Raw genomic sequence first — 20,285 nt, 5'->3', positions numbered from 1 at the left:
AGAGAAACTTCATAAGTATGTCCTTATTTGCTGTTAGTCTTTCTTTAAAGAGTCCATTTCAGACGCTTTTCTCGAACGGCTAAATACCAGGCAAGAAAAATGGAGCCTACACTTAGCCAAAAAGTGAAATAGCCGATTTCTTTAATATATAAGTTTAATTGCGGATACATCGGATACTGCATATAAACATAATCAATGATTTCGTTATGAAGGGCCCAAAGAGCAGCTGCAGCTAAATGCCATACCTTAACCCGATAAAACGGCGCATAAAGAAGCCCTTGAACAGCCATCCCTAAATGTGAAGCCATTAGCATGTAACCTTCCCACGGCAAATAGCCAGTCACTTTCAATACGAGCAGATTCATCACAACTGCCCATATGCCGTATTTGAATAAAGTGATAATAGCCAATGCTTGAAAAAGCCCCCACGATTTTTTCCATAAGAAGCCGAGCAGGACAATCGTAAAAAAGAGACTGGCTGTAGGACTATCGGGAACAAATGGCCAGAAATACCAAGGGGTATCAGATAATTGCGGCATGTACCATATATATCCGTAAACCGTGCCGACTAAATTAATAAAAAATAAAGTCAGCAAAAACCTTTTGTTCACTAAAAACCAATATACATATTGCAAAATGGCACCATCCTGTCTTCTCTATTAAATAACCCGGAAATATAATGAAATGAATACATTTATTATATAGAAAAAAAGATGCCCCATACAAGACGGGACATCTTTTCTTCGTATTATTTTAAGTTAGAAATAAATTCAGCCATTTTATCGAGCTCTTCGTCCGTGCCCTTGAACATATTTGGAGGCATAGCCCCTTTACCTTCATGAGCAATCTTCTTAATTTCTTCCGGCTTTAATCCAGTGCCTACAAGAGATGGCGCTGCAGCACCGCCGGTTAGATTTTCACCGTGACAGTTAATACAGCCATTCTTCTGGTCAGCAAAGATTTTGTAGCCCTCGTCGTTTTTATCAAAATCCGCCTCTTCGACAATTTTACCTTGTGCTTCCGCAGCTTCCCAGTCATGGTGAATAACAGATTCCCATGTTAAGAAAATAGTTGCTGCTAAAGCAAGAAGCATGAAACCTGTAGCAAACGGACGCTTGATCGGTCTGCGTTCCGGTCCACGGTCAATAAATGGAGCAAGTAAAAGTCCTCCGAAAGCTAGTCCTGGAATAACGAACGCCCCAATTACATTATAAGGCCCGGAAGCGTACGTATATTTCAGTAACTGGTAAAGAAATAAAAAGTACCAGTCTGGAAGTGGAATATAACCTGTATCCGTCGGATCCGCGACACGCTCAAGCGGAGATGGATGTGCTACTGTCAAGCAGAGATAACCAACTAAGAAAACGGCACCGACCATCCACTCTTTTAATAAAAAGTTCGGCCAAAAGGCTTCAGTTTTACCTGGATATTCCGAATAGTCTTTCGGAACATTCGGTTTGCGTACTGCCGGGATACGCGAATCACCAACGAATTTCATCCCTTTTCCACGATGCATGGCGTTCCCCTCCTTTAAAAAAGATCTTTACACATTCAATGAAATTTTAATTTTACAATGGTCCGGAAATACCTTGTCTACGAATCATGATAAAGTGGGCTGCCATTAAGCCAAGCAATGCTGCCGGCAGGAAGAACACGTGAATCGCGAAGAAACGAGTAAGTGTTTGAGCCCCAACAATATCAGGATGACCCGCAAGCAGGATTTTCACCTGTTCCCCAATAAACGGAGTAGAAGCGGCAATTTGAATACCTACCTTCGTTGCGAATAACGCTTTCATATCCCATGGTAATAAGTAACCAGTGAAACCGAGACCAAGCATAACGAAGAAAATCAATACGCCGACTACCCAGTTTAATTCACGAGGTTTTTTATAAGCCCCTTGGAAGAACACACGCAAAGTATGTAAGAATATCATAACGATAACTAAACTCGCACCCCAGTGGTGCATACCGCGCACGATCATACCAAACGCTACTTCATTTTGAAGATAATAAACAGATTCCCAAGCATTTTTAATATCAGGCACGTAATACATTGTTAAAAACATTCCTGATAAAATTTGGATAACCGTTACGAAGAATGTTAATCCGCCAAAACAGTAAACGAAAGCCGAAAAGTGATGGGCTGGGTTTACATGTTCAGGCACTTCATGATCAGCAATATCCCGCCACAAAGGCGTAATATCTAAACGCTCATCAACCCAATCATAAATTTTGTTCAGCATGAATTACGCCTCCTTTACGCGATGGTTTGTGGCTCTGGCTTGCCAAGCTGCAAGAAACCGTCTTTTACTTTTGTTGGGTAAACATCAAGCGGTCTTGTCGGCGGTGTACCTGGAATGTTCTTTCCACTCTTTTCATATAAACCACCATGACAAGGGCAATAGAACTTGTTTTTGTGACCGCTTCCTTCCCAGTCAACCGTACAGCCTAAGTGTTTACATACAGGTGAAAGGGCAACGATTTCGCCTTTATCATTTTTGTAAACCCAAGCTGTCTGTGTAACGTCAGATGTGTACCATGCATCTTTTTGTTCGTAAGAGAAGTCCACACGAGTCGGTTTCGTAGACAATTCATCCACTTTCTGCTTCGTTGTGTGGTATTCGCCTTTTCCACTATGCGCCAAAACCGGATCAATTGCAAAACGAACCATTGGCATCAACATGCCAGCTGCCATAAAGCCGCCAACGCCTGTCAGTGTATAGTTAAGAAATTGACGTCTTGATACAGGTTGTTTACTCATTCTTTTCCCCCCTCTATTGTAAGCTGTGTCCGCAATGGACAGTATATAAGCGCACAAACATAAACTAGGACATCACTATGATAATCCAAACTTGGAAACAGGTCAATATCACAACGTTCAAAAATGTGTCAAAGTGTGTGACGATTTTCTGAATTATGACAAATCCTGCTGCCATTTATGGACGATTATATTGACAAATTGTTTCGCTTGATCTTCTATGAGGGAATACTTATAAGAGTCCTCCATATGCTCAAGCGGCACGGAAGGCACCCAAATTAGTGAGCCATTAATCTTGTCTTCAGCAAGCTTCCAACTGCTGTCTGAAGTAAAGAATAATGCATGCTGAAAGCCTGCCTTGTCCAATTCTTCAGCTAGAAGATTTAAGGCTGCAAGTTTTCCCTCTTCTTCCTGTTGTTTGATATACGTGAATGGCGGGAGAAGCAGCATTCTTCCTTTAAATTGCTTCTCAAGCAGTGTCGTTAAAAGCTGAATAAATTCATATTGGGAAGCTGTTTCTTTCATGTCACTTTCAAAAGAAATAGGAACAAGCGGCACAAGCGCCGTATCTATATATTCTTTTTGCTGTTGAAAGCTTTCTATATCTTTACCATTCCAATTCATGTTGTCCACCTCTTGTTTCATAATGTCATGGCGACTCATTAAGAATCGTCCTTTTTATTCAGAAATAAAGTCTTTTGCCTGTGGCAAAAGACTATTTCAACGCATTCAATTGATCAGTCAGCTTTAAGAATGCTACTTTGTCTCCACGATCAAGCGCCTTATCAATGTCTTCGAGCAATCGCTCCTTCTGAAAACGATAAATTCCTTCTCTTAGAAAATTTTCAGCGAGTGCTTTATCCTTTTCTGTAATTCTTAAATTCCTTGGCATAAATGGATTCTCTTCCATAACAGCCGCATACTGATGAGAAACATTAGAAGACTTGAACTTTAACTCAATATAAATGTCCTCTTCTTTGTTCAGCCGAATATCGTGGAATGACTTTTCAGCATCAGTCGTCATCACGTTTTCTTTAAAAAAACGAAATGGAGCGCTATCTACACAATGAGTAGACATAATCATTCCACGTGGACAATACTGGGCATCCTCTACAAAATGTACCTTTTCCATCAGTTGGTCATGGCTCATTAAGTAATTTAAAATCCAAACGGATTCTCTTCTTTTCAATTGATAGTGATTTAAAAACCAGCGGATAAAATCTTTTTTCTCATGAACAGATACAGGGGCAGCCATTTTGTAAATCCCTCCTCTGTAAAGATAGTCAATTAATTAATCTGAAAGCCGCTCAATGAGCAGCAGCCACTCTTCATTTGCCGGATCATCCTGCAGCAGTTGACGGAATATTTGCAGGGCTTCTTTACGTTTTCCTTCTTCCATTAAGAAATATCCATACTCTTCTAGAAAGTGGGCATGACTTTTAAAGAAATTATATGCTTCTTCATATGCAGTTAATGCCTGACTATACTCTTCCAATTCATTGAGGGCTTTTGCCTCATCCCATAAAAATTGCGGGTCTGCTTCCCCATCCTTTTTTAGCAGCTCTGTAATTTCAAGCACATCTTCGTAGCGCTCTTGATGAAAAAGCAGCTTATTCAAGGTAAGAGCAGCTTCCGAGAACTCAGGGTCTAATACGAGGGCGGAACGCAAATAGTGCTCAGCCTCCTCCTCACGACCTAATTTCAAGCTAAGTTTGCCGGCAATAAGATGAAGCTCTTTATGAAATTCATCATGACGAATTCCCTCTTTAGCTGCCTCTAGCCCTTTTTCTAACTCATCCTCGTGCTCGTAAGCTTTTGCTAAATACAGATAAATAGAATGATAGTCCGGATCGAGTGCTTTTAACTCTTCAAATTTAGCGATCGCCGTTTGATAAAAACCAGCCTGAAATGCAGTAAAAGCATAACCGAACAGCGTGTTAATCTCTAAGTGCTGATCAAGCGCCTTTTCATAATGTTCCAGACTTTCTTCAAATGCGCCGCCTGCGCTTAATGATTCGGCTAAGCGCTGGTCAATAGAAATACCAGCTATCTCTTGCTGACCGCCCGTGAGCAGCTGTTTATAAAGGCGGATCGCTTCCAGAAACCTTCCCTGCTCTGAGTAAAATTCAGCGAGCGCAAATTGAATGACAGGTTCGTCAGGTAACAATTCATTTGCAGCTTGCAGCTTTTGCTCGCTCACTTCATACAAACCCTGCATTTGGTAGAGATCTGCGAGGAGCAAGAGCGCCCTTGGGTAATTTTCATCCGTTTGATCCAGCTGCTCAAGAAGAAGCATGGCCTCTTCTTCTTTATCCATATCAACGAGCACTTCAGCTAGAAGGACACGCAATTCTCCTTCTTCCGGAAAGGCTTCAAGAAGCTTTTCATACAGCTCTCGCGCTTCTTCGAGAAAACCTAGACCATACAGTTGTTCAGCCAGGGCAAACTTTTCTTCGTCCGAGGAAAACGACTGAACTTTTTTAAACAGGGAAAGCGCCTTTTCATTTTCCCCTCTTTCCAAACTTTCGAGCATTTGCTGTGCATAAGACATTTTCTTCGAATCCTTTCTGAAAAAACAGTTTGCTGCTACCTAGGCTGCTCGTATACACTTATCCGCCGCACGCAGAGGATCTTCGTGTATTGCCAATCAGCCTGACGGTGTTCATCACATTCCTTATCAACACCTTGTAATATTGTTATCATAGTGAAAGAAAAGCCCGACAGCAACTTTTTTATCTGTAATAATTAATACATTCTCCAGGAAAGAGCATTTTCCTTCCTCATGTAAAAAAAGGAGCCGATGAAATCAGCTCCTTTTTATCTATACGTATCGCTTTTATAAATCAGTATCTTCGGTTGATTATTTTTGAGTCAGCTGTTTCATATCTTCAAAAAAAGAAGGATAGGAAACGGCGATAGACTCAGGATTTTCGAGCGTAAGCGTTCCGTTAGCCACAAGAGACGCAACCGCGAGCATCATACCAATCCGATGATCCCCATGTGATGAGACACGCGCTCCAGTCAGCGGGCTCTTGCCATATACAATCATACCGTCTTCGGTTGCCTCAATTTCTGCTCCGAGCTTTTTCAATTCATTTACAACTGTATCAATGCGATTCGTTTCTTTTACTTTTAATTCTTCCGCATCTTTGATGACGGTCTTTCCCTCTGCTTGGGTAGCAAGTAACGCAATGATCGGAATTTCATCAATCAGCTTTGGAATCAAATCGCCGCCAATTTCAATGCCCTTTAACTGGGAAGTGCGAATCGTAATCGTCCCTATCTCTTCTCCAATCGCGTCACTCGCTTCAACATGAATATCTGCACCCATTTGAACGAGAACATCAATAATTCCCCTTCTTGTCGGGTTCAAGCCCACGTTTTCAAGGACGATTTCACTGCCAGGCACCATAGCGCCGGCAACGAGAAAAAAGGCCGCTGAAGAAATGTCTCCCGGTACATATACATTCGTGCCTGTAAACGACTGGCCGCCTTGTACGACGATTTCATTGCCGCGTCTAGTAATATCCCCACCAAACTGCTTGATCATTTTTTCTGTATGATCACGGGTTAGCTGCGGCTCCGTAATAACCGTCTCTCCCTCTGCCTGAAGAGCAGCAAATAAGATAGCGGACTTCACTTGAGCGCTGGCTACAGGCAATTCATATTGAATGGCATGAAGTTTGGAACCATTAACGGCAAGCGGTGTAAACCGGCCGCTGCTTCTTCCATTAATTTTTGCCCCCATGCTTGTCAGCGGCACGACTACCCGATCCATTGGCCGCTTGGCAATAGATTCGTCGCCAATTAATACAGTATGGAATGGTCTTCCAGCGAGAATCCCTAACAAAAGTCTCGTCGTTGTACCCGAATTGCCGGCATCGAGAATTTCGGTTGGCTCACTTAACCCTTCCCAGCCCTTTCCGTACACAATAATTTCTTCATCGGTTTCTTCGATGTTAACCCCTAGCTTGCGAAAACAATCAATCGTCCGCAAACAATCCTCACCCTTCAAAAAATGTCGGATCGTTGTTTTACCTTCTGCTAAGGCACCGAACATAACCGAGCGGTGGGAAATTGATTTATCTCCTGGTACTTCTATTCGCCCATTCAGCGGGGAATTTGTTAGTTCTAACTCCATTTCCTTCATCGAATCACCCTTTAGGCTAAAAATAAGTCATAGTTTGTTTGCTTTTCTATACATTGCTGTGCTCGTTTCCGATCTCTTTCATTTTGAAAGCTAATCACAAGCACTCCGTACACGTCTTCTCGCGTTTCCATAATTCTAATGTTCGTAATGCTGATTCTTTCTTCTGCTAAATAGGCCGTAACTTCCGATATTACGCCTGGATAATCCGGTACATCGACGTATAAATCATAGAATGAAGGAATCGCCCCCATCGCTTTAGCAGGAAGATCATCTCTAAATTCTTTCGCTTCATTAAAATAGTCAAATAGAAGAGGCTCACTCTCTTCTTCCAAAACTTCTATTACTCTCTCCATCTCTATTTTCCAATCATGCAAAAGTGTCAGCAATACGTCTTTGTTATGTAAGGAAATATCCTTCCACATTTCGGGATTAGATGAAGCGATTCTCGTCAAGTCACGAAATCCACCAGCCGCAAGACGAGAAATAAGAGAATTGCTATTATTGTATTTGCGAGCCTGGTGAACAAGAGAAGCCGCGATCACATGAGGGAAATGGCTGACGACACCTGTCAGGCGATCATGGTCGTCAGCAGAGATTTCTATTATTTTAGCTTTTGTTCCTTGCAGCCATTTTTTCAGGACGGCTATTTGCTTTTCATTAGCCCCTTCCCCCGGGGTTAACAAATAAAAGGCATTTTCAAACAGAAGTTCTTTGGCAGCTGCCACTCCGCTTTTGTGAGATCCAGCCATCGGATGACCACCAATAAAGGTGATCTGACGGTCCTCCAAGATAGCCGCACAGGACATAATTCGTTTTTTCGTACTGCCTGTGTCTGTAATAATAACCTCTTCTTTTAAAGTAAATTCAGCCAGCTCGTTAATTAGCTTTTCTGTCTGTAAAACAGGTACAGCTAAAACGATTAGATCGGCCTGTTCAGCCCCTTGCTGAAACGATTCTGCTTTTTTGTCAATGATATTTAACGCTTCCGCAAGACCTACTTCATCTTCGCGAATGTCGTATCCGATTATTTCTGCCTGGGGATGGGCTGCCTTGATCGCTTTTGCCAGCGATCCGCCAATTAATCCCATTCCGGCAACTAATACAGTTCCTCTCATTTTCCACAAGCACCTACTGTCTAATCGCGTTTTCTACTATGAAACTCTTCATAGCTTGAATAACTCCTTCATTTTGATCGTGTGATCCGACGGTTACCCGAACCGCGCCTGGGCAGCCAAGAGCGTTTCCTGAGCGGACGATATAGCCTTTTTTCATTAAATACTCAAATAGCTGATCGCTGTCACATTTAAAATCGATTAAAATGAAATTTCCTTCCGACGGATAATAGTCTAGATTTTCTTTTTGACAGAATTGGTAGAACTGTTCGAGTCCCTTTTTATTCTCTTCTTTACACTTATTCACAAACTCTTGATCCGCGAGGGCAGCTAAAGCCGCACCTCCTCCAAGCGTATTAATATTAAATGGTTCACGCACTGGCTCTAAAGCACGAATGATTTCTTCAGAACCAAACCCATAGCCAACACGGAAGCTAGCGAGTCCATAGATTTTAGAGAACGTTCTTAAAACAATTACGTTTGAATAATTTTTCGCAACCTCTAAAGCATTATAATAATCATCCGCTGTTACGTATTCATAGTAGGCTTCATCGAGAACAACGAGAACATCATTCGGTACTTTATCTAAAAATTGAATGAGATGCTCATTGTTAATATAAATCCCCGTTGGATTGTTCGGACTGCACAGCCAGACAACCGCTGTCTGTTCGTCAATGGCTGCAAGCATGGCATCTAGATCATGAGCACCGTCTACAAGTGGAACCTCGCGAATTTCAGCTCCTTCCACTGTTGCATTGTGTCGGTATTGCGGGAAAGTAGGTGTTGCCATCACCGTATTTTTTCCTGGCTCAAGCAGAGCTCTAGAAATAATTAAAATTAACTCATCAGAACCATTGCCAAAAATAAGCTGCTTTTCATCTACACCAAGAAATTCACTAAGAGCAGAGCGCAGAACAGTTGTATAACCATCCGGATAAAGGGCGTAGGAGGAATCATACGATTGTACCCATTCTTTCGCTTTATTGGATGAACCGAAAGGATTTTCATTTGATGCAAGCTTAACGATTTTCTCAAGACCGTATTCTTTTTTTACATCTTCAATTGAACGTCCAGGCTGATAGGCTTTCAGACCATTAATTTGTTGTTTCCATTTCATCTTCATCACAATCCCTTCTTTTGGTTACTTGCTCAGCTGACCGCATTGGCTTGATTGTTGCAGATCGGGCCGCAGCTTCACAGCTTCTTCTAAATAAATATGTTTAACTTCTTGCTGCGCCGCTTTAGTATTCACATGCATCATAACCCTAATGCATTGCGCTAAACTGCCGGGTACCGGGATCTCATTCATACACATCACCGGTACATACTCCCACCCGGATAGTCTCCTTAAAGCTCTCGCAGGAAAAGCCGCATCAATATCATTCGTTACGGAAATAAAAACCGAGCAAACATCCTCAGGCTGCAAATTATTTTGTTGAACCATTTCTTTCAAAAGCACTTCCGTACAATCGATCATTTCTTTTTCATTATTTTCTTTTACCGTCGTTGCTCCCCTAATTCCCCTGATCACACGGCAGCCTCCTCTCTCATAAATCGATCGGCCTCTTCTAGTTCCTGCCGGCTCATTTCTTTCATAACCGGTCGCCCTACTTCCTGCAATAATACAAAACGAATAGTTTCACCGATCGTCTTTTTATCTCTTGCCATTAATGTGTATAGTTCTTCAAACGGCAATCCGTTATTCAAATCTAACGGATAGCCCAGCCCTTTAAGCCAAACGATAAATTCTTTTAAATCGAATGACAAGCCTGCTTTTCTTTCACTGACATGAAGCGCAAACACCATTCCTGCTGCTACAGCTTCTCCATGTGTAATCCGGCCGTAGCCAAGCTTTGCCTCAAGCGCATGGCCATAAGTATGGCCAAAATTCAAGTAAGCCCTGACTCCCTGCTCTTTTACATCCTTTCCGACAATCTCCCCTTTAATTTGGATGCCTTTTTCAAGACAATAAGCGAGAAAATCAGCAGACAAGTCTTTAAAGCTCTTAACATTAGCCTTTAACTCAGCTAAAAAAGCTGGATCAGCAATTAAGGCGTGCTTGATCACTTCCGCAAAACCCGAACGAACTTGCTGCTCAGGCAATGTTTGAAGAAAGCGAGTATCGAACACAACAGCTGCTGGCTGATGAAAATGGCCAATCATATTTTTGCCGAGCGGATGATTAATAGCCGTTTTTCCGCCTACCGCACTATCGTGGGCCAAAATAGTCGTCGGAATTTGGATGAATGAAATTCCCCGCATATAACTTGCTGCTACGTATCCAGCCAAGTCACCAGTAGCCCCGCCGCCGAATGCTAGGATACAAGATTTACGATCAAGTCCTTTTTCAAGGGCAAACGTTAAACAGTTCTCAAAGGAAGAGAAGGTTTTAGCTGCCTCGCCATTCGGCACTGTCAGCCACTCACATGAGAGCTGAGGCGGAAGAGCCTGCTGCAATGCCTCACTATGTAACGAGGCAACAAGCTCATCGGCAATGACAAGAAGTTTAGTTGTCCCCTTTAAAGGACCGGCAAATAACTCAGTCAATTTGCTTAGCGCGCCTTCTCCAACGTAGACAGGGTAAGATTGATCTGGTGTTTCAATCGTTAACTCTCTCATGATTAGAACTCCTTTGCATAGCGCCGGAATTCTTCTAGCGACGCTGCTAACGTATCCATTCGGTCGCTATAAAATTGGTCAACAATAGCGGAAGCAAGCTCCCAAGCTACAACCGCTTCAGCCACAACGGCTGCTGCAGGTACCGCACAGCTATCTGAACGTTCAATACTTGCAGTGAATGGCTCTTTCGTATCAATATCAACACTTTCAAGCGGTTTGTATAGTGTAGGAATCGGCTTCATCACCCCACGAACAACTACCGGCATGCCTGTTGTCATTCCACCTTCGAAACCGCCTAGACGATTCGTTTTCCGGTAATATCCTCTTTCTTCACTCCAAGCAATTTCATCGTGCACTTCACTGCCAAATCTCTCTGCTGCTTCGAAACCAATTCCGATTTCTACTCCTTTAAAAGCGTTTATGCTCATAACGGCTGCTGCAATTTTAGCATCTAACTTTCTGTCCCAGTGAACGTAGCTTCCTACTCCTGCTGGCATACCTTCGGCGATCACTTCAACGACACCGCCAATTGAATCACCGTTTGCTTTTGCATCATCGATGGCCTGCATCATTTTTTTCTCAGCTTCTTGGTCCAGACAGCGAACCGGTGAGTTTTCACTTAACTCTTGTAATTGTGCTAAACTCTCAAATTCTACATGCTCGGCTTTAATGCCGCCAATTTCAATGACGTGAGAAGCAATTTCGATGCCTAAAAGTTTCAATAACTGTTTTGCAACAGCGCCAGCTGCTACCCGTACAGTTGTTTCGCGGGCAGAAGAGCGCTCCAGTACGTTTCTCATATCCCGATGGCCGTATTTTAAGCCGCCATTTAAATCAGCGTGCCCCGGACGCGGACGGGTAATCTGCCGCTTCATCTCTTCCCCATCTGCTTCATCAAACGGCTCACTGCCCATAATTTTTGTCCAATGTTTCCAATCGTTATTTTCAACGACGAGAGCAACAGGTGATCCAAGTGTGTAACCATGGCGGACACCGCTCTTAATTTGTGCCTGATCCTTTTCGATTTGCATTCTGCGGCCTCTGCCGTGCCCTTTTTGTCTGCGGCTGAGCTCTTTGTTTATAGCTTCGGCTGTAAGCGGCATTCCGGCTGGCAGCCCCTCAATAATGGTTGTTAATTGTGGTCCATGCGATTCTCCTGCTGTTAAATATCTCATAATACTTTCTCCCTTCAACTCGTTAAAGCGGTTATGTACTACTATAACATATTTTTTTCATTGTGATTCAATTCTTAAGTATGTTTTTGAGAATTTTACCACAATTACAGGCACATTTGTCATAATTCTTTACATTTTTCGAAATATTAATGTACATAAAGAAAAAGGCCTTTCTATGAAAGGCCTTACATTCTCTCTCCCTCTTTATTTAACTTTTTGGTAGAAAAATGTATCTTCTGCCTCAAAATGATAATCCCCAGGATTGAAGATTTGCTCTGTGCTGCCGACGAACAACACTCCGCCTTTCCTCAATGCTGCACTAAATTTCTTATACAATTGGTCCTTTGCTTCCTCAGTAAAATAAATCATCACATTCCGACAAATAATGAGGTCAAAACCCGAATCAAAGCGATCTGCCAGCAAATCCTGCTTCTTAAATGTGACCGTTCGCTTAACCTCTTCGCTTACCGTATAAAATTCCCCTTGTTTCGTGAAAAACTTTTGTTTTTTATCAGCCGGAACCTCTGCGAGTGAACGTTCAGGGTATACTGCCCGCTTCGCTTTCTGAATAGCATTGGAATCTAAATCTGTCGCCAGAATCGAAATTTGTGATAGCGGCAAATAATTAGAGAGAACCATTGCTGTGGTGTACGGTTCTTCCCCTGTTGAACAAGCTGCACTCCATATTTTTAATTTTTTATTTTCTGAAAGCAGCCGGGGGAAAATTTTTTTCTCCAGTACTTCCCACCTCTTAGCGTTTCGGTAAAATTCAGATACATTAATTGTCATTCTATCTAAAAACTCATTAAGAAGATTAGGGTCTTTACTCATCAACTCAAAAAATTCTTTAAAAGAACGGCAGCCTTTCTTTTCATATAATGAGGTTAAACGTCTTTTCATTTGGGCTTCTTTATATTTTCCAAGGTCGATACCTGTTTTTCGTTTAATATTTGCTATAAAATTTTCATAATCATTCATATGTCCTTCCCCTTTCTCACTTGGACAACCACCGGTAGGTATTTATTACCGTTCTATAGTTCCTATTATAACGAAGAGCAGGGGGGAAAGGAGATTATTTTTTGGAAAATTAAAGAACAATTAAAAAGGGGCTGCCTCAAGAGAGGTGATCCGTCCAGAAATAAATAAAAAAAGAAAAGGCTGAAATGTTGATCTAACAATATTTCTGCCTTTTCTTTTTATATCATTTCATTTAAAAAACTTTTGGACAGTGCTTCGGAATTTTCAAGGGGTCAAAGAACGACTCCTCGGACTCCCCTTCAATCCCCCTATCACGCTGAACGAGCACCTTCCGCTTTTATTTTATCCAGCTGCAACGGCCATCGGCTCGAGGTCATAAGTCAAGCCGCCCAAAGGTTAAAGAACAACCTTCCAGACGGCTCGTCTTATGCTTGTCGCCGATAAACGGCCGTTTCCGCTTTTATTAGTAAATCCACTCGTTGATTTGTTTGTTGTAAGTTGTTAATTCTTCTTCTTTAAAGAAGATAGAGATTTCTCTTTCTGCGCTTTCTGGAGAATCAGAACCGTGAATGATATTTTTGCCGACTGTTACGCCGAAATCGCCGCGGATTGTTCCAGGTGCTGCATCTTTAGGGTTTGTAGATCCCATCATTTGACGAGCTGTAGCAATCACATTTTCGCCTTCCCAAACCATAGCAAATACAGGGCTAGAAGTAATGAAGTCTACTAACTCACCGAAGAAAGGACGCTCTTTATGCTCTGCATAATGCTGTTCAGCTGTTTCTTTAGAAACGCTCATTAATTTTGCGCCTACTAATTGAAAACCTTTCTTTTCAAAGCGAGCTACGATTTCGCCAACTAAGCCTCTTTGAACACCATCAGGTTTCACCATTAAATATGTTTTTTCCATTGTATTCACTCCTATAATATGTATCGTTTTTTAATAACAATCCTTAAAAATAGTACCATTGATTGGGCCAGTTGACAACATTTCCGCTAAAAAACTAATATTTTCGCTTGCCGATGAATCTGGCAATATCCCGAAGTGATTTTTTCGTACGATTGGAGGGCAGATCGTCCAGTATAGTTAAAGCTCGGTTTAAATAGCGCTGACTTAACGCATGTGAGCGGTCGATAGCATCACTCTGCTTGATACGATGAATAATATCATCTATATCTGATTTTACTGTATGCTTATTAACCTGAACAATTCTTGCTTGCAACTGCTCATCTTCTAGTGCATACAGAACCGGAAGCGTCACATTCCCTTGCCAAAGATCACTTCCGGCCGGCTTGCCCAGCTCCTCTTCTGTCGCAGTTAGATCCAGTATGTCGTCTGTAATTTGAAAAGCCATTCCAACATTGTAGCCAAATTGAAACAGCTTTTCATGAACAGCTTTCGGGACATTGGCAGAAATGGCACCTATTTGGCAGCTTGCTGCAATTAATATAGCGGTCTTACGCTTAATTCTCCGCAAGTAATCCCGCAAATTTTGGTCAAAACGATACTTATCCTTGATTTGATTGATTTCCCCAATGCATAATTCGACCATTGTGTTCGACAAAATCCGGTGCGCTTCGATATCTTCAATTTCTGTCATGTATTCTAAGGCTCGCGCGAAAATATAATCGCCCGTATACATAGCTACTCGATTATCCCACTCAGCTTTTACTGTCGGCTGCCCTCGCCGGAGCTCTGCATTATCAATCACGTCATCATGTACTAATGAAGCCATATGAATTAATTCAAGAGCCACCGCTATGTTTTTAACCCGTTCTATATTATAGTCACCAAATTTGGCGGCAAGCAGCACAAAAACTGGTCGAATCCGTTTTCCCCCTGCCTGCAGCAAATGAAGCGATGCATCCCGCAATGAAGGAGAGGAAGAAGAAATCGCCATCTCTAATTCTTTTTCTATTAAATCAATATCCGCTTTTAGGAACGAATATAGCATAGTTAACTTCATTTTTTCCACCCAGCTTATTTACTTTTGTTTAAAACCAATATGGGTTGCCGCTACGCCGCCTGTATGTGGCATATAACTGACATTGATAAGCCCTGCCTGTTCAAACATTTGCTTTAACTCTTTCATTCCGGGAAAATCACGGGCAGATTCCTGAAGCCAGGAATATTCTTTATAGCTCTTTGCGAATAACTTTCCAAACAGCGGCATAATAAAACGAAAGTAAAAGAAATACAGCTGCCGGAAACCGAGCATGGTCGGCTGGGAGGTTTCCAGGCACACAGCCATACCGCCCGGCTTAAGAACGCGGTGCATCTCGCGAAGTACCTGCATATAATCCGGTACATTGCGAAGACCAAATCCAATCGTCACATAATCAAACGTATTGTCCTCAAACGGAAGCTCCATTGCATTCCCCTGAATCATTTCTACTTGATCTAAACCGAATTCTTCTATCTTCCTTTTGCCAACACTCAACATATTTTGACTAAAATCGAGTCCGACTACACGTCCCTCTGGCCCAACAGCTTGAGCGAGGGCGATCGTCCAGTCCCCTGTTCCACAGCATACATCAAGGGCTGTCTCCTTTTTCTGGACATTCATTTTCTTCATCGTGTTATTTCTCCACCGCTTATGCTGCTGAAAGCTGATTAAGGAATTCATTTGATCGTAATTAGAGGAAATCTTCTCAAACACGCCATGAACTTTTTCTTCTTTCGATTGTTGCATTCATTAACCTTCTTCCGCATATGTTTTGTTTCCGAAGACCGTATTATACAGCAATCCGTATAATTGCTCCTCCGAATTAGCAGGCCATTGTTCATCTAAAGCTCGTTCCGCCTCTTCTTTCACTTGATTGATATAGTCATCATAAACCTGCACAATAGCTTTGTGATTCTCAAGTGAAAGTGAACTTGTTCTTTGCGGAAAGATCAAGCTTTCGATCGCTTTAGCTGTTAAAGCCTGTCCTTCTGTTATAAAGCGCTGTTTTTCCCGTAATAGCCGTTTAGCAAACAATAACCGAGAAACGAGCGGAAAAAAAGACTGAACGCGAAAGACAGTGTAAAAGCGTTCGACAATTTCCGTCTCAATTTTACACACACTTTCCATTAAAGATTCCATAGAGGTGTGTTCTTGCTGATAAAGGATAATTTTGTTCTCATTAATACTTTTAACAGCATCTGAAAGAGCACGGATCATTCGAATGTCTTTTAATTCCGCTAAAATCTGATAGTACAAGCCGCTGAAATAATCACCGGCGAGTACGGTTAGCTGTTGATCTATTGCAATTTCATCCGATGAAGTTATTACTTTTTCGTGGGTATCAAGAGCGATCTGAATTAAGCTGGCTGTTGTAATATATTTTACTGTCTCGTCTGACGACAATTGATCCATAGTGAAAGGCAGCATTAAAGTGAGCAAGCGAAGCTCGTCAACTTCTGGCTTTTCAATAAATTTCTTTAAATATGGATAAGAAAGCCTCCGTTGCACTTCTTGTTTAATCATTATTTTTCTCTCAAGCCATTCATTCATCTCGTCTACCCCTTACGATTCATTTCCGCTTTCCACTTCACCGAAACTTGTAATAATTTTTGCGCGGCCGCGAACTTTAATGGCCGAAGTATGCTCTGTAAACTGAGCAATCATGACTTCTCCTTTATCCAGCTTTTCCGAATGATGAAAGCGAGTGTCTGATCCTCTTGTTAAACCAATCACATTCACTCCGTCTTCTATCGCTCGGATCATAATAAAGTCGGCCTGATTATTCTTCATTTGACCTCAACCTCTTTTCTATCAGCCTTTAATCAAATTCAACAGCTCTGAGCGTAAGTGTACGTCATTGGCATACTTTCCGCGTGCTGCTGTTGTGACTGTTTTCGCTCCCGGCTTCTTCACTCCACGCATCGCCATGCACATATGCTCCGCCTCTATTACGACCATTACACCATGTGGCTGCAGCTTCTCCATAATGGCATCAGCTACTTCAGCCGTGATGCGTTCCTGGAGCTGCGGGCGTCTTGCTACCGTTTCTACTGCTCTTGCCAATTTGCTAAGCCCTGTAACTTTTCCGTTCTTAGGAAGATACGCTACATGAGCGTGTCCGAAAAAGGGAACAAGATGATGCTCGCACAAAGAGTAAAAAGGAATGTCTTTCACTAATACAAGCTCTTCATAATCCTCCCCAAAAATAGTTTCAAAATATTCTTTTGGATCTTTATTTAAACCGGAGAAAATTTCCTCGTACATTTTAGCTACCCGCTTAGGTGTATCTAGCAGCCCTTCACGGTTAGGATCCTCTCCGACTGCCTCTAAGATCATCCGAACTGCTTCTTCAATTTGAGCACGATTCACTTCAGCCATCCTCTACAATCCTCTCTATCAATCGTAAAATTAAAACACTCACTAAATAGTAGCATAACTATTCAAAAAGCGGAAGCGCCTGTTCTGTCTGGACAGGCAATTGTTTTTCCCTGTCCAATAACGCCTGAGGACAGTCACCCCTGTCTTTTTTGTAGTTCACTAGAAAAAAGTAATGGAATTCATTCACCTAAATAAGAAAGTGAACACTTTGTTTTATATGAGTACAAATGGATGGAACAAAAAAGAGAGACCATGAAGGCCTCTCCCTGTAGCCGTTAGGCTATGTAATTATTTAACTGCATCTTTCAAAGCTTTTCCTGGTTTAAATGCAGGTACTTTGCTCGCTGCAATCTCGATTTCTGCTCCAGTTTGCGGGTTGCGCCCTTTACGTGCAGAACGCTCGCGTACTTCAAAGTTTCCGAAACCAATCAATTGAACTTTGTCTCCGCTTGCTAATGAGTTTTGGATGGCATCAAAGACGGCCTCAACCGCTTTAGTAGCATCTTTTTTAGATAATTCTGCTGTTTCTGCAACTTGATTAATTAAATCTGTTTTGTTCATGCCATTCACCTCCTCCCAAAGGGGGTTTCAACGAAAGTGTGTATCTTGTACCATTACTTTCATTCCTAAGCCATTTTTTCATTTTTTATACATTAAAACGAAAAAAAGCTTTTAAATCAATGTTTTTACACATTAATTCTGTTAAAAGATTATCACATAAGAAATGCCATATCAAGCAGAATCCCTTAATAATTCTCATTCTTTCTAGCTTTGGGGCAAAAAACAAAAAAGACTCCCCTGCCGTTAAAGGAAGTCTGCGAACAAATACTTACAAAATAATGGCAATCATGCCTCCTGAGCCTTCATTTATAATTCTCTCTAATGTTTCTTTTAGCTTATATCGCGCATTCTCCGGCATCAGTGAGAGCTTACCCTGAATCCCTTCCCGTACGATCGAGCTTAAATTCCGGCCAAATATGTCAGAGTTCCAGATCGATAGCGGATCATCCTCAAAGTCTTGCATTAAGTAGCGAACGAGCTCCTCACTTTGCTTTTCCGTTCCTATGATTGGCGCAAATTCCGATTCTACATCCACTTTAATCATATGAATAGAAGGAGCCACTGCTTTCAGCCTTACTCCGAAGCGCGACCCTTGTCTGATGATTTCTGGTTCATCAAGACTCATATCCGTAAGTGAAGGAGCTGCTACACCATACCCCGTCTGTTTTACCATACGCAGAGCGTCAGCAATTTGATCATACTCTGTCTTAGCCGTGGCAAATTCCTGCATTAATTCGAGCAAATGATCTTTTCCACGAATCTCCACTCCTACAATTTCTTTTAATACCCGGTCGTATAACTCATCTGGAGCATATAAATCGATTTCTGCTACACCTTGCCCCATATCCATGCCTGCCAGTCCAGCACTCTCAATAAATTCATACTGATCAAATTGTCCAATGACTCGGTCTACATCTCTAAGACGTTTAATATCCTGGACCGTTTCTTTTATCGCTTCTTGGTAATGGCCACGCAGCCAATGGTTTTCCTTTAGCACCATTACCCATCCAGGCAGATTCACATTCACCTCATGTACTGGAAACTCAAACAAGGCCTCGCGCAGCACACTCATTACATCAGTTTCCCTCATGCTCTCAACCGACATTGCTACAACTGGGATATCATATTTCTCTACTAAACTTTCACGCAGGCTTTCTGTCTCTGCATGGTGAGGGCGAGCGGAATTCACAATCATAATAAATGGTTTGCCTACTTCTTTTAATTCTTCAACGAGACGCTCTTCCGCTTCCAAATAGTTCGCTCTTGGAATTTCTCCGACGGTCCCATCTGTTGTAATTAATACGCCAATTGTTGAATGCTCTTGAATTACTTTTCTCGTGCCGATTTCGGCTGCTTCATGAAAAGGAATCGGCTCTTCAAACCAAGGAGTATGAATCATCCGAGGGCCGTTTTCATCTTCATATCCTTTCGCTCCCTCAATCACATATCCTACACAGTCAACAAGCCGTACATTTACCGAAAGTCCTTCATCCACATTTATAGAAATTGCCTGATTGGGCACAAATTTAGGCTCTGTCGTCATGATTTGTTTGCCTGCCGCGCTTTGTGGCAGTTCATCAAGCGCTCTCGCTTTTTCCGCTTCATTGTCTATATTAGGAAGAACAAGCAGTTCCATAAATTTTTTAATGAACGTGGATTTCCCCGTACGGACCGCCCCAACTACTCCTAAATAGATATCTCCACCTGTCCGTTCAGCTATATCTTTAAAAATATCTGCTTTTTCCAAGAAATTCCCTCCCGACTTTATTGTTTGCTTTTTTTATTAGCGGCATTGTTCCTACAGTAAATTGTATGATGTTGTCCTGCTCTTATATGACTGAAAATATTCCTATAAAATAAAAGAAGCCGTCCTGAAAGCGGACGACTCCTCATCATTTCACCATAAAAATGGGCTCATTTTTCTCGTTTACTGTATAAGGAAGAGAAAAAGCGGGAGCAAATAGGGAACCTTCTAACAATAACGGTCTAATGTCTTCCCCTGGCTTCATCTTTTTTCCTGATTTCTTCAGCGCCGCATACAAATCACTGCTGTAATCTACATAAATATGACCGTCACCTGAAATAACAAGAGGAAGGTTTTGGTTCGTATACGGACTGACAACATAAGGTTCCTCTTTAAACCCTATCTTTTTAAAGTCTAATGTATAAACATTATTCGCTATATTGTCTTTAAAGGGCGGGTATCCTTGTGACCTGATACGCATTTGTATATCTCTAATTTGTTCCGCCATGCGCAAATCAATTAATTTAACAGTAGGATTCTTCTCAACATCCACGAGGGCATATTGAAAAATCCCACCCGACTCAAAAGCATTCCCCGGAGGTTCAGCTATAAACTGCGGCATGAGCTTTTTAAAATCTATTGGATATTTTTCGTATAACGGCGTGCCTTCTTCTTTTGTTTTAATCGGCAAAATCCCGCCATTCGCCTCTTTAAACTGATCGACTGCAGACTGAACAGACCGAACTTGATCCTCATACGGCATTCGATTTTCTGCGCGCCGCTCTTGAGGGAACATACAGCCGCTCATAAACGCCGCTGTGAGGGTAACTATGAGAACAATTGCTAGTTTTTTCATTCACTGA

At 41.9% G+C, this 20,285-nt stretch carries 23 protein-coding genes; all 23 read right to left on the bottom strand.

The window, feature by feature from the left end; genetic code table 11:
- Nucleotides 1-44: 44 nt before the first annotated feature.
- Nucleotides 45-635, bottom strand: a complete 591-nt coding sequence (gene lhaT / locus A8F95_RS03480) for a lipoprotein heptaprenylglyceryl N-acetyltransferase LhaT (protein WP_065409232.1) — start codon at nucleotides 633-635, stop codon at nucleotides 45-47.
- 113 nt (nucleotides 636-748) lie between these two features.
- Entirely contained in the window at nucleotides 749-1,516 is a 768-nt protein-coding gene (locus tag A8F95_RS03475; protein ID WP_049662879.1) for a menaquinol-cytochrome c reductase cytochrome b/c subunit, read from the bottom strand.
- A 52-nt stretch (nucleotides 1,517-1,568) separates the two neighbouring features.
- The gene (gene qcrB, locus A8F95_RS03470) at nucleotides 1,569-2,243 is read right to left on the bottom strand and encodes a menaquinol-cytochrome c reductase cytochrome b subunit (protein ID WP_049662881.1); all 675 of its coding nucleotides are present in this window, start codon (nucleotides 2,241-2,243) and stop codon (nucleotides 1,569-1,571) included.
- A 14-nt stretch (nucleotides 2,244-2,257) separates the two neighbouring features.
- Nucleotides 2,258-2,761: a Rieske (2Fe-2S) protein gene (locus A8F95_RS03465; RefSeq protein WP_049662883.1), complete on the bottom strand. Its 504-nt coding sequence runs from the start codon at nucleotides 2,759-2,761 to the stop codon at nucleotides 2,258-2,260.
- Nucleotides 2,762-2,914: 153 nt separating this feature from the next.
- A complete protein-coding gene (locus A8F95_RS03460; RefSeq protein WP_077247186.1) occupies nucleotides 2,915-3,421 on the bottom strand; it encodes a YpiF family protein in 507 nt (168 codons plus the stop codon).
- Between the two features lie 52 nt (nucleotides 3,422-3,473).
- Nucleotides 3,474-4,013: a ReoY family proteolytic degradation factor gene (locus A8F95_RS03455; RefSeq protein ID WP_065409230.1), complete on the bottom strand. Its 540-nt coding sequence runs from the start codon at nucleotides 4,011-4,013 to the stop codon at nucleotides 3,474-3,476.
- Between the two features lie 36 nt (nucleotides 4,014-4,049).
- The gene (locus tag A8F95_RS03450) at nucleotides 4,050-5,309 is read right to left on the bottom strand and encodes a tetratricopeptide repeat protein (RefSeq protein ID WP_065409229.1); all 1,260 of its coding nucleotides are present in this window, start codon (nucleotides 5,307-5,309) and stop codon (nucleotides 4,050-4,052) included.
- A 309-nt stretch (nucleotides 5,310-5,618) separates the two neighbouring features.
- The gene (gene aroA / locus A8F95_RS03445; RefSeq protein ID WP_065409228.1) at nucleotides 5,619-6,908 is read right to left on the bottom strand and encodes a 3-phosphoshikimate 1-carboxyvinyltransferase; all 1,290 of its coding nucleotides are present in this window, start codon (nucleotides 6,906-6,908) and stop codon (nucleotides 5,619-5,621) included.
- A gap of 11 nt (nucleotides 6,909-6,919) precedes the next feature.
- Nucleotides 6,920-8,023: a prephenate dehydrogenase gene (locus A8F95_RS03440; RefSeq protein WP_065409227.1), complete on the bottom strand. Its 1,104-nt coding sequence runs from the start codon at nucleotides 8,021-8,023 to the stop codon at nucleotides 6,920-6,922.
- A 13-nt stretch (nucleotides 8,024-8,036) separates the two neighbouring features.
- Nucleotides 8,037-9,137 carry a histidinol-phosphate transaminase gene (hisC, locus tag A8F95_RS03435; protein WP_065409447.1) on the bottom strand — a complete coding sequence of 367 codons (1,101 nt, stop codon included), beginning with the start codon at nucleotides 9,135-9,137 and terminating at the stop codon, nucleotides 8,037-8,039.
- A gap of 24 nt (nucleotides 9,138-9,161) precedes the next feature.
- A complete protein-coding gene (gene aroH, locus A8F95_RS03430; protein WP_065409226.1) occupies nucleotides 9,162-9,551 on the bottom strand; it encodes a chorismate mutase in 390 nt (129 codons plus the stop codon).
- Nucleotides 9,548-10,639 (bottom strand): 3-dehydroquinate synthase, encoded by a 1,092-nt coding sequence (gene aroB, locus A8F95_RS03425; RefSeq protein ID WP_065409225.1) that lies wholly within the window; start codon nucleotides 10,637-10,639, stop codon nucleotides 9,548-9,550. The genes aroH and aroB overlap by 4 nt, the downstream gene beginning before the upstream one ends.
- Nucleotides 10,640-10,641: 2 nt before the next feature.
- Nucleotides 10,642-11,814: a chorismate synthase gene (aroC, locus tag A8F95_RS03420; protein WP_049662898.1), complete on the bottom strand. Its 1,173-nt coding sequence runs from the start codon at nucleotides 11,812-11,814 to the stop codon at nucleotides 10,642-10,644.
- Nucleotides 11,815-12,018: 204 nt separating this feature from the next.
- Complete coding sequence (locus A8F95_RS03415; protein WP_065409224.1) at nucleotides 12,019-12,792, bottom strand: CheR family methyltransferase; 774 nt, start codon at nucleotides 12,790-12,792, stop codon at nucleotides 12,019-12,021.
- A gap of 463 nt (nucleotides 12,793-13,255) precedes the next feature.
- Nucleotides 13,256-13,702 (bottom strand): nucleoside-diphosphate kinase, encoded by a 447-nt coding sequence (ndk, locus tag A8F95_RS03410; RefSeq protein ID WP_065409223.1) that lies wholly within the window; start codon nucleotides 13,700-13,702, stop codon nucleotides 13,256-13,258.
- Nucleotides 13,703-13,796: 94 nt separating this feature from the next.
- The gene (gene hepT, locus A8F95_RS03405) at nucleotides 13,797-14,759 is read right to left on the bottom strand and encodes a heptaprenyl diphosphate synthase component II (RefSeq protein WP_065409222.1); all 963 of its coding nucleotides are present in this window, start codon (nucleotides 14,757-14,759) and stop codon (nucleotides 13,797-13,799) included.
- Nucleotides 14,760-14,777: 18 nt separating this feature from the next.
- The gene (locus A8F95_RS03400) at nucleotides 14,778-15,485 is read right to left on the bottom strand and encodes a demethylmenaquinone methyltransferase (protein ID WP_049662903.1); all 708 of its coding nucleotides are present in this window, start codon (nucleotides 15,483-15,485) and stop codon (nucleotides 14,778-14,780) included.
- Nucleotides 15,486-15,488: 3 nt separating this feature from the next.
- Nucleotides 15,489-16,289, bottom strand: a complete 801-nt coding sequence (locus A8F95_RS03395; RefSeq protein WP_065409221.1) for a heptaprenyl diphosphate synthase component 1 — start codon at nucleotides 16,287-16,289, stop codon at nucleotides 15,489-15,491.
- 12 nt (nucleotides 16,290-16,301) lie between these two features.
- Entirely contained in the window at nucleotides 16,302-16,529 is a 228-nt protein-coding gene (gene mtrB, locus A8F95_RS03390) for a trp RNA-binding attenuation protein MtrB (RefSeq protein ID WP_049662906.1), read from the bottom strand.
- Nucleotides 16,530-16,550: 21 nt separating this feature from the next.
- A complete protein-coding gene (gene folE, locus A8F95_RS03385) occupies nucleotides 16,551-17,117 on the bottom strand; it encodes a GTP cyclohydrolase I FolE (RefSeq protein ID WP_049662908.1) in 567 nt (188 codons plus the stop codon).
- Nucleotides 17,118-17,405: 288 nt separating this feature from the next.
- Entirely contained in the window at nucleotides 17,406-17,678 is a 273-nt protein-coding gene (locus A8F95_RS03380; protein ID WP_041096968.1) for an HU family DNA-binding protein, read from the bottom strand.
- 268 nt (nucleotides 17,679-17,946) lie between these two features.
- The gene (spoIVA, locus tag A8F95_RS03375; RefSeq protein ID WP_065409220.1) at nucleotides 17,947-19,425 is read right to left on the bottom strand and encodes a stage IV sporulation protein A; all 1,479 of its coding nucleotides are present in this window, start codon (nucleotides 19,423-19,425) and stop codon (nucleotides 17,947-17,949) included.
- Nucleotides 19,426-19,570: 145 nt separating this feature from the next.
- Nucleotides 19,571-20,278: a hypothetical protein gene (locus A8F95_RS03370; protein WP_065409219.1), complete on the bottom strand. Its 708-nt coding sequence runs from the start codon at nucleotides 20,276-20,278 to the stop codon at nucleotides 19,571-19,573.
- Between the last annotated feature and the right edge of the window lie 7 nt (nucleotides 20,279-20,285).

The sequence above is a fragment of the Pseudobacillus wudalianchiensis genome, assembly GCF_001685015.1.
In the GTDB taxonomy this organism is placed as follows: domain Bacteria; phylum Bacillota; class Bacilli; order Bacillales; family Domibacillaceae; genus Pseudobacillus; species Pseudobacillus wudalianchiensis.
Note: the sequence above shows the minus strand (reverse complement) of the source record. Positions and strands in the feature narration are given on the sequence as shown.

Coding starts and splice junctions, on each gene's coding strand:
- A8F95_RS03460 (WP_077247186.1), bottom strand. CDS start 3,421: ATGAGTCGCCATGACATTATGAAACAAGAGGTGGACAACATGAATTGG.
- A8F95_RS03395 (WP_065409221.1), bottom strand. CDS start 16,289: ATGAATGAATGGCTTGAGAGAAAAATAATGATTAAACAAGAAGTGCAA.
- hepT (WP_065409222.1), bottom strand. CDS start 14,759: ATGAAGTTAACTATGCTATATTCGTTCCTAAAAGCGGATATTGATTTA.
- A8F95_RS03440 (WP_065409227.1), bottom strand. CDS start 8,023: ATGAGAGGAACTGTATTAGTTGCCGGAATGGGATTAATTGGCGGATCG.
- aroB (WP_065409225.1), bottom strand. CDS start 10,639: ATGAGAGAGTTAACGATTGAAACACCAGATCAATCTTACCCTGTCTAC.
- A8F95_RS03380 (WP_041096968.1), bottom strand. CDS start 17,678: ATGAACAAAACAGATTTAATTAATCAAGTTGCAGAAACAGCAGAATTA.
- A8F95_RS03370 (WP_065409219.1), bottom strand. CDS start 20,278: ATGAAAAAACTAGCAATTGTTCTCATAGTTACCCTCACAGCGGCGTTT.
- hisC (WP_065409447.1), bottom strand. CDS start 9,137: ATGAAATGGAAACAACAAATTAATGGTCTGAAAGCCTATCAGCCTGGA.
- aroC (WP_049662898.1), bottom strand. CDS start 11,814: ATGAGATATTTAACAGCAGGAGAATCGCATGGACCACAATTAACAACC.
- A8F95_RS03450 (WP_065409229.1), bottom strand. CDS start 5,309: ATGTCTTATGCACAGCAAATGCTCGAAAGTTTGGAAAGAGGGGAAAAT.
- A8F95_RS03455 (WP_065409230.1), bottom strand. CDS start 4,013: ATGGCTGCCCCTGTATCTGTTCATGAGAAAAAAGATTTTATCCGCTGG.
- A8F95_RS03465 (WP_049662883.1), bottom strand. CDS start 2,761: ATGAGTAAACAACCTGTATCAAGACGTCAATTTCTTAACTATACACTG.
- ndk (WP_065409223.1), bottom strand. CDS start 13,702: ATGGAAAAAACATATTTAATGGTGAAACCTGATGGTGTTCAAAGAGGC.
- A8F95_RS03415 (WP_065409224.1), bottom strand. CDS start 12,792: ATGAATGATTATGAAAATTTTATAGCAAATATTAAACGAAAAACAGGT.
- A8F95_RS03400 (WP_049662903.1), bottom strand. CDS start 15,485: ATGCAACAATCGAAAGAAGAAAAAGTTCATGGCGTGTTTGAGAAGATT.
- folE (WP_049662908.1), bottom strand. CDS start 17,117: ATGGCTGAAGTGAATCGTGCTCAAATTGAAGAAGCAGTTCGGATGATC.
- mtrB (WP_049662906.1), bottom strand. CDS start 16,529: ATGAAGAATAATCAGGCCGACTTTATTATGATCCGAGCGATAGAAGAC.
- A8F95_RS03475 (WP_049662879.1), bottom strand. CDS start 1,516: ATGCATCGTGGAAAAGGGATGAAATTCGTTGGTGATTCGCGTATCCCG.
- qcrB (WP_049662881.1), bottom strand. CDS start 2,243: ATGCTGAACAAAATTTATGATTGGGTTGATGAGCGTTTAGATATTACG.
- aroA (WP_065409228.1), bottom strand. CDS start 6,908: ATGAAGGAAATGGAGTTAGAACTAACAAATTCCCCGCTGAATGGGCGA.